At 60.6% G+C, this 7,359-nt stretch carries 2 protein-coding genes and 4 pseudogenes; 3 read left to right on the forward strand and 3 right to left on the reverse strand.

Features of this window, described 5'->3' with window-relative positions; translation table 11 throughout:
* Positions 1–127: 127 nt before the first annotated feature.
* The 3 pseudogenes from D3227_RS39325 to D3227_RS39335 all read left to right on the forward strand — a co-directional run.
* Positions 128–620: pseudogene (locus tag D3227_RS39325) on the forward strand (transposase); the annotation flags it as partial.
* Between the two features lie 300 nt (positions 621–920).
* A pseudogene (locus D3227_RS39330) lies at positions 921–1,360 on the forward strand (transposase); the annotation flags it as partial.
* A 303-nt stretch (positions 1,361–1,663) separates the two neighbouring features.
* A pseudogene (locus D3227_RS39335) lies at positions 1,664–2,376 on the forward strand (IS5 family transposase).
* 208 nt (positions 2,377–2,584) lie between these two features.
* On the opposite strand, the pseudogene D3227_RS39340 reads toward D3227_RS39335, so the two are convergent.
* From D3227_RS39340 to D3227_RS39350, 3 genes and pseudogenes are all read right to left on the reverse strand, one after another.
* A pseudogene (locus tag D3227_RS39340) lies at positions 2,585–3,960 on the reverse strand (ISNCY family transposase).
* Positions 3,961–4,271: 311 nt separating this feature from the next.
* A complete protein-coding gene (locus D3227_RS39345; protein WP_120019352.1) occupies positions 4,272–5,429 on the reverse strand; it encodes an IS110 family RNA-guided transposase in 1,158 nt (385 codons plus the stop codon).
* Positions 5,430–5,785: 356 nt separating this feature from the next.
* Positions 5,786–6,823, reverse strand: coding sequence for an IS110 family RNA-guided transposase (locus tag D3227_RS39350; RefSeq protein ID WP_120019353.1), 1,038 nt, complete (start codon positions 6,821–6,823; stop codon positions 5,786–5,788).
* Between the last annotated feature and the right edge of the window lie 536 nt (positions 6,824–7,359).

Consider the following 7,359-nt stretch of genomic DNA (forward strand, 5'->3'; position numbering starts at 1 on the left):
AACCCAGAAGCCCCCCGCTCCACGGCCGACGAGCCTCAAACTCCGCCGCAAAATCGCAGGATGGGACCTCGCATACCTTACGGCCATCCTCCAAACCAAAGCCCGTTAACCTGGATTCGGAGCCCTGCTCGATCGGCTGGTACTGCTGCTGGAGCAGATTAAGGCGGTCGAGGCCGAACGCGATGCCCATGCTGGCTGTCGCGCAGACCGTCTCGCCGGCTCCGGCGATGCTGCTCAACCTGAAAGGCATTGGCCCGGAGTTCGCAGCTGTCCTTTGGTCAGAGGGGCTGTCGCGTCACTTTGACAACCGACGACAGGTTGCCGCCTATGCGGGCCTTGCCCCAACACCCTGGCAGAGCGGCGCGGTCGATCACGATCAGGGAGTTTCGAAAGCCGGCAATCCCAGGCTGCGAACGACGTTGATCCAGCTCGCCTGGCTATGGCGGCGCCATCAACCGCGATCGGCTCTTACCTTATGGTTCGAGGACCGGGTCAGGCACAACGGCGGTCGTCTCAAGAAGACGACAATTGTTGCGCTCGCCCGCAAGCTGCTCGTCGCGCTGTGGAAATACGTCAATGCGGGCCTCGTCATCGAGGGCGCTGTCATGAAGACCGGCTGATGCGTACCTGAACTGAATTCTGCAATCTTCCAGGACCCGATCAGTCCTGGCGGATCCAGGTGGGACGAACCGAAGGTTGGGATGGCCTGAAATGCCGCTCCACAAGAATGGTCCCGTCCTCCTGAGCCTTGTCCGCCGCAAGCGGGATGTTGGTGCCGCTGTTTCGAACAGCGACCGTATATAAGTTGGATCTGGCTCGGCAATGAGCCACGTCATGCAATCAGGCTCAGACCGTGGATGTTGCAATCACCCAAGCAGAAAATGCCGCCCTAGACAAAAGGTCCCGCTTGACCCCCCTCATATAAGCTCAACCTGACCACCGGCAGGAGCGGCATGATCCTCGATCTGGTGATCGAGGCGGGCAATCCGCGCGACAGCGATCGATTGCTGCCGATGCTGGAACGCCACATCGCCTTCTATGGTCACGCGCCGAGGCAGGCGGCGGCCGACGGCGGCTTTGCCAGTCGCGACAATCTCAGCCAGGCCAAAGCTTGCGGCGTCCACGACATGGCATTCCACAAGAAAGCCGGCCTCAGGATCGAGGACATGGTTAGAAGCATTGGGTCTATCGCAAGCTACGCAACTTCCGTGCCGGCATCGAGGCCGGCATCTCCTGCCTCAAACGTGCCTACGGCTTGGCGCGCTGCACCTGGCGCGGGCTCGACCACTTCAAGACCTATGTCTGGTCCTCTGTGGTGGCTTACAATCTCGCACTCTTCACCCGCCTCAAACCGGTCTGACGCCACTCATCGGGTCGCGTTCAGTGGCACGCCGGCAGGCGCTGGCCGATACCCTATGCTGGCATGGCCGCACCAAATGCTCTCGCTCGCCAATCGGCACGCTCGTGCCATCACGCGCTGCCAAGAAGCACCGGTTGTGCGGCCAGAACGACCCTTCAAACCCAAGAAAAACCGGCCTTTATGGACGCGCACTAGGGCCTGTTGAGATTCAGGGTTTCGGCTATTCTTGGTTCGTGATTCAAGCTCCTTTTGAGGAGTTTGAAGATGATTCGGACTGTTTTGACCGACGCTCAATGGGAGAAGATGGCTGCCCATTGCCTTGGCAAGGATAGCGATCCCGGCCGCAGTGGCAGCGATAACCGCCTTTTTCTTGAAGCCGTTCTTTGGAAAGCGCGCACCAACAGCCCTTGGCGGGATTTGCCGGAAGACTTCGGCAACTGGAACACGGTCTTCAAACGCTTCGACGACTGGTCGAGGAAGGGCGTGTTCGAGAGACTGTTCGACGCGGTCTCGGATGATCCAGACATGGAATATGCCATGATCGATGCGACGATTGTTCCGGTCCACCGCCACGGACACGGCGCAAAAGGGGGACTCAAAATCAGGCGATCGGCAAGTCGAAAGGCGGCTGGACGACCAAGATCCTCGCCCTGACGGATGCTCTTGGCAATCTCGTGCGGTTTCATCTGTTGCCCGGCCAACGCTACGATACGATCGGTGTGGCTCCATTGATCGATGGTATCGATTTCCATGCCATCCTTGCCGACAAGGCTTTCGACGCCAACTGGATCATTGAGGAAATGAATGAACGCGGTGCGCAGATCGTCATTTCGCAGCGCCCGCAACGCACACATCCCATCAAGATCGACAAGGAAGTCTATAAATGGCGCCATCTCATCGAAAACTTCTTCTGCAAACTCAAGGAATTCAAGCGTATCGCCATGCGAGCTGACAAAACCGACCAGAGCTTCGCAGCCTTCATCAATCTTGCTGCTGCCGTCATAAACTCACGATGAATCTCAACAAGCCTTAGACTAGTTTCCGTCCGTAAACGTGCAAATTTCGCAGGGTTTACAATCGCGTGCTCCCTGCTTGGGCGTCTTAGCGGGCACGGATAGTGTCATGAGCGTTGGCCGTCGACAGAATGGTGTCATCGGCACGATCAGGCGCACGCCACTGCGGATGCAATGGCCGGCGCGACGCAACCGCGATGGCGGCTCCGGCTCAGGTCGGCTTGAGGCGGATGAAGAGGACGAGGTTGAAGGCCACGACCGAGGACCAGACGTAAGCCTTGAAGTGATCAAGGCCGCGCCAGGTGCAGCGCGCCAGGCCGTAAGCACGTTTGAGGCAAGAGATGCCAGCTTCGATGCCGGCGCGGAAGTTACGCAGCTTGCGGTAGACCCACTTGCTTGTGACCATGTCCTCGATCCGGAGGCCGGCTTTCTTGTGGAAGGCCATGTCGCAGACGCCCCATGCCTTCGCTGTGGCCAGATTGATGCGAGTGGCGAAGCCGCCATCGGCCGCCGCTTGCCGCGGCGCTTGACCATAGAGGGCGATGTGGCGCTCCAGCATGGGCAACAAGCGGTCGCTGTCGGCCGGATTGCCTGCTTCAATCACCAGATCGAGGATCATGCCGCTCCTGCCGGTGGTCAGGTTGAGTTTGTGACCGTACTCGGTATCGCGGCTGCCCTTGACGATGATATCGGCATGCGGTTCGAACAGGCTGACCAACTTCTCGCCAGCCGGCACCGGCTTGCCGGCCAACACCCGCCGCTCGCTCTGTCTGATGATGCGTTCGACCAACGGCCGGTACTGACGGACCTGGGCCTGTAGCGCGACAATCTGGGTGAGACGCGCTCTCACCTTGATTGTCGCGCCGCATGGGCCTGCCATAGTGCGATGAGTGGCGTGCTCGCCATGGCCAATCGCTCGCTCGCCTGCTTCAGATAGGCCAAGGTCGCGCGAGTGATTGCAATCAGTTCACGGTAGAGTTGGACGCGATTAGGTCGACCGCGCGTGAACTGGATCTTGCGGGCGCGCTTCTTGGCTGCGCGGCAATGATCGCGCCATGATGAGCCAGCGCCGCCTACCAGGCTATCGGCCCGCTTCAGAAAGCGCACCATGACCCGCACAGCATCCCAAAGCAGGCTGCTGTCGCTCGGCTCATGCATGAGTGCCGAGGTCACGGTGCTGTCCAGCCGCACGACCGCGCCGTCTTCGAGCTTCGCCTGCCGGGCGCCCGACAGCAGCGTCCGATTGACCTGTTCCCAGGTCTCGGGCCGGATCGCGCTGATCGTCTTTTGCAGCACCGACTTCTGCGGGCTCCACGACCATGGCAAGCGGGCAAAGGCGCGAAACGAGGCCGAGTCCTCGAGGTGGAACGCCAGCTCCTGGTAGCTCAGCTGGCGGTATTGCTTGAGCAGCGCGCAACGCAACACTGCTTCGGCGGGCAACCCTTGCCGTCCAGTGGCCTTGACGTCATCTCGACACAGGTCCCGCGCCACCAGCCCGAGCAAATCGCGATGCTCGTCCAGCCATTGCGACATCGCCTTCAGGTCGTGGCCGATCTCGTGCGTGGCGAAAAGATCGAATATGCTTATATGAGGAAGATCAAGGCGGAACGGGTGTGTGTCAGGGCAACATTTTTTCACTTCCCCGGTTCGGTTGGGCTAAATCCATGGTCTGAGCCTGATTGCGTGACGCGGCTCGTTTATCCGAGCCAGATCCAACTTATATACGGTCGCTGTTTGAGACAGCGGCACCAACATCCCGCTTGCGGCGGACAAGGCTCAGGAGGACGAGACCATTCTGGCTTACGGCCATTCAGGGCCATGCATATTCTCGGCTCGTCCCACCTGGATCCACCAGGATCGGGTCCTGGAAGATTTGCAGATTCAGTTCGGCTAACGCATCAGGCAATCTTCATGACCGCGCCCTCGATGACGACGCCGGCGCTAACGTATTTCCACAGCGCGACGAGCAACTTGCGGGCGAGCGCAACAATCGTCGCCTTCTTCAGGCGGCCGCCGTTGTGTTTGACCCGGTCCTGGAACCACAAGGTGAGCGCCGATTGCGGTTGATGGCGCAGCCACAGCCAGGCCGTCTGGATCAGCGTCGTTCGCAGCCTTGGATTGCCGGCTTTCGATACCCCCTGATCGTGATCGACCGCTCCACTCTGCCAGGGTGACGGCGCGAGGCCCGCATAGGCGGCAACCTGTCGTCGGTTGTCGAAGTGACGGGAGAGCCCCTCCGACCACAAGACGGCGGCAAACTCCGGCCCGATGCCCTTCAGGTCGAGCAGCATCGCCGGTGCCGGCGAGACGACCGGCACGGCTGCGAGCATGGCATCGCGCGCTGCCTCGACAGCCTTGATCTGCTCCAGCAGCAGTTCGAGCCTGTCGAGTTCTCGGCCTACCTGCGCCTGCAGATGTGCCGGCAAGGGTCGGCCGTCGCCGGTCTTGAGCGCCTCCAGCCGCTTGCGCCGGTCGCGGCGCAGCGGCTCATAGCCGGACACGCCCTGGGCGAACAGCAGGCCTTTGACGCGGTTGACGTGGCGCACGCGCTCGTTCGTCAAGGCCTTGCGCTCACGCGTGATGCGGCGACGGTCCTCCTCCTCGGGCGCCGGCACCCGGAGCATCGCACACACCCGTGGCTCGCCTCGCTTGTAGGCCAGCAACGCCCGAACCAGCGCCTCGCCGTCGATCTTGTCGGTCTTTGCTCGGCGGCGCCGGCGCGAAGTCGCAATCGACGCCGGATCGACGACGTGGCTTTCGATCCCTTCGGCCTCCAACACACGATGGATCCAGAAGCCGTCGAGCCCGGCCTCCTGGATCACGATGATCGGAAAGCACTGCCCGGTCCGCGCCTTCCTCTTGAGCTCGGCAAACCGCGCCAGCAGTCCGGCGACGTCGCCGGCCGCCACCGCATGCTTCGACATCTTCTCCCCGCCACCCGGCGACAGCGAGGTGATCAGCCATTTCGAGCGGCTGAGTTCCAATGAGACGAAGATTGCGCCAAGATCGGTACGGATGGCGGTCGGCGCTTCGGATTGGTGAGCTGCAACGGGCATGCTTGCCTCCAGGTAAGGTGTTGATTCAGCGACCTCACTTTGCCACAGCGCAGGTCGCTATCCACCCTCCTCATAGGATCTGGCTTCTCTATTCGGCACGTTGAGGTCAAGCGCTTTCGAGCTTTTCCGCTTCGCCGGCATCTGACGTCTTTCGAGGGGCTTGCTTCTCTTCGGGATCGGCGCCTTGGCCCTCCCAGTATGGGGAATCCGCAGAACGAGGTGGTACAATCTTGGACGCGTCCTGATCTACGATCGGCACTGCCAGCATAGCGAACTCACCTCATCCATCGTCCCGCGAAGGACATCTTTCCACCCGGCAAGTGGAACTCTGTTGTCTCCTCCCTTAACGGCCCCGGTCAGACCGCGACCAGTGTGCTTTCCTTTGTCCAGCGAAACGGTGTGCCATCAGTCCACATGCGATGCATGATCACCGCCAGCCGGCGGGCGAGCGCAACAACGGCCTTTTGCCGGCCGCGCCGCCTGGCGACTTTCACCGCCCAGGCCTTCAGCCAGGACCATTTCGCCACGCGCGTCAGCAGGACTTGCGCGGCCTCGTAGAGCAGCGTTCGCATCATGCCATCGCCGCATGCCGAGATCCGGCCAACCCGCCGGCTTTCACCCGACTCATTGAGCACTGGCGTCAAGCCAAGAATTGCCCCGACCGCCTTGGAGTTGCGGAAACGGGCCGGGATGTCGATCGTCGCGGTATAGGCCAGCGCCACGACCGGACCTACACCCGGCGTCGTCATCAGCCGGCGGCAGACCTCATCATCCCGGACGATCGCCAAAAGCTTGCGGTGAAGGGCGGCAAAATTCTGGCGTAGCTTGTCACGGGCGTCGAGGAGCGGTTCGATGATTTCGGCCAAATCAGGCATGTCTTCAGTAAGCTCGCGGATGCGCACCGCGAACTTGACGACACCGACCATGCCAACCTTGAGCCCGAAGTTGCGCAGCAGGCCACGGATATCGTTCTCAATGGCAATCGCCTTCTCCTGGAGAAGGTTACGGGCGGTCAGCAGCGCCCGGCGCTTCTGGTTTGTCAGTGTCTTCACGTGCACCGGGCGAAACAAGTTGACCCGCATCATCTGCGCAATACCACGGGCGTCAATGCGATCGGATTTGTTCGGCTGGGCCTTCAGGAACGCCTTAGTGTGCCGGGTCTCGATGCAGATCACGGGCAGGCTTGCCGCCGCCAAGCCGCTGAACAGCCATTGCGACAATGGCCCGGCTTCAAGCCCGACGCGTTCAAGCCGCCAGGCAGGATCCTTGAGGACCCGCGCAAGATCCTCTGGATGGCTCCGCACCTTCACCTCACGGCAAACCGCGCCTATTTCGTCAACAATGCAAATAGCGGTCTCTTTTACCGAGACATCCAATCCGGCATAGTGCCTCATGCTGCGCTTCCTTCCTGATGCTTTGTGGCTGTTCCAGACAGACCAGGTTCTATCATCAGCTCGAAGCGCGGCACCTACTTGCATCATCGCCAAAGATGGGGCGCAAGCCGAATACCCCATCTTGGACGGTGCGTTCTTGGCGCATTGTCGGCTCCGGCGGTGGCAGGGAATTGGACTCAGTGGCATGATCCAAGATACCTGAAACCGCCGGGCCTTGCTCGCGCAAAGCTACGATTCACTAAATAAAATCAACCGGTTGCGGTTTATGGACGGAAACTAGACTAGGCAAGCACTTGACTTCGGCCTGTCAATAGGGGAGCAACTCTCGGACGCGCCGTGTAGGGCGATCCGCTTCAGCAGCAGAGATCGACATACGGTTGTATTTGGTGATTTGTCGTTCCGCTATATCGAGGATCGCAGTTTTCTCTTACGACCCCCACGGGCATCCCTCGTCAAAGGAGTCCTTTGAACGGTTTGCGTGTCAGGCCATCGACGAAGAATTCAACCATGGAGGTATAGTCAAACACTGGAAGGTC

This window comes from Mesorhizobium waimense, assembly GCF_003601975.1.
Lineage (GTDB): Bacteria > Pseudomonadota > Alphaproteobacteria > Rhizobiales > Rhizobiaceae > Mesorhizobium > Mesorhizobium waimense.

Excerpts from the sequence above, each read along its gene's own strand:
- D3227_RS39345 (WP_120019352.1), bottom strand. The coding sequence starts at position 5,429 with ATGCCCGTTGCAGCTCACCAATCCGAAGCGCCGACCGCCATCCGTACC.
- D3227_RS39350 (WP_120019353.1), bottom strand. The coding sequence starts at position 6,823 with ATGAGGCACTATGCCGGATTGGATGTCTCGGTAAAAGAGACCGCTATT.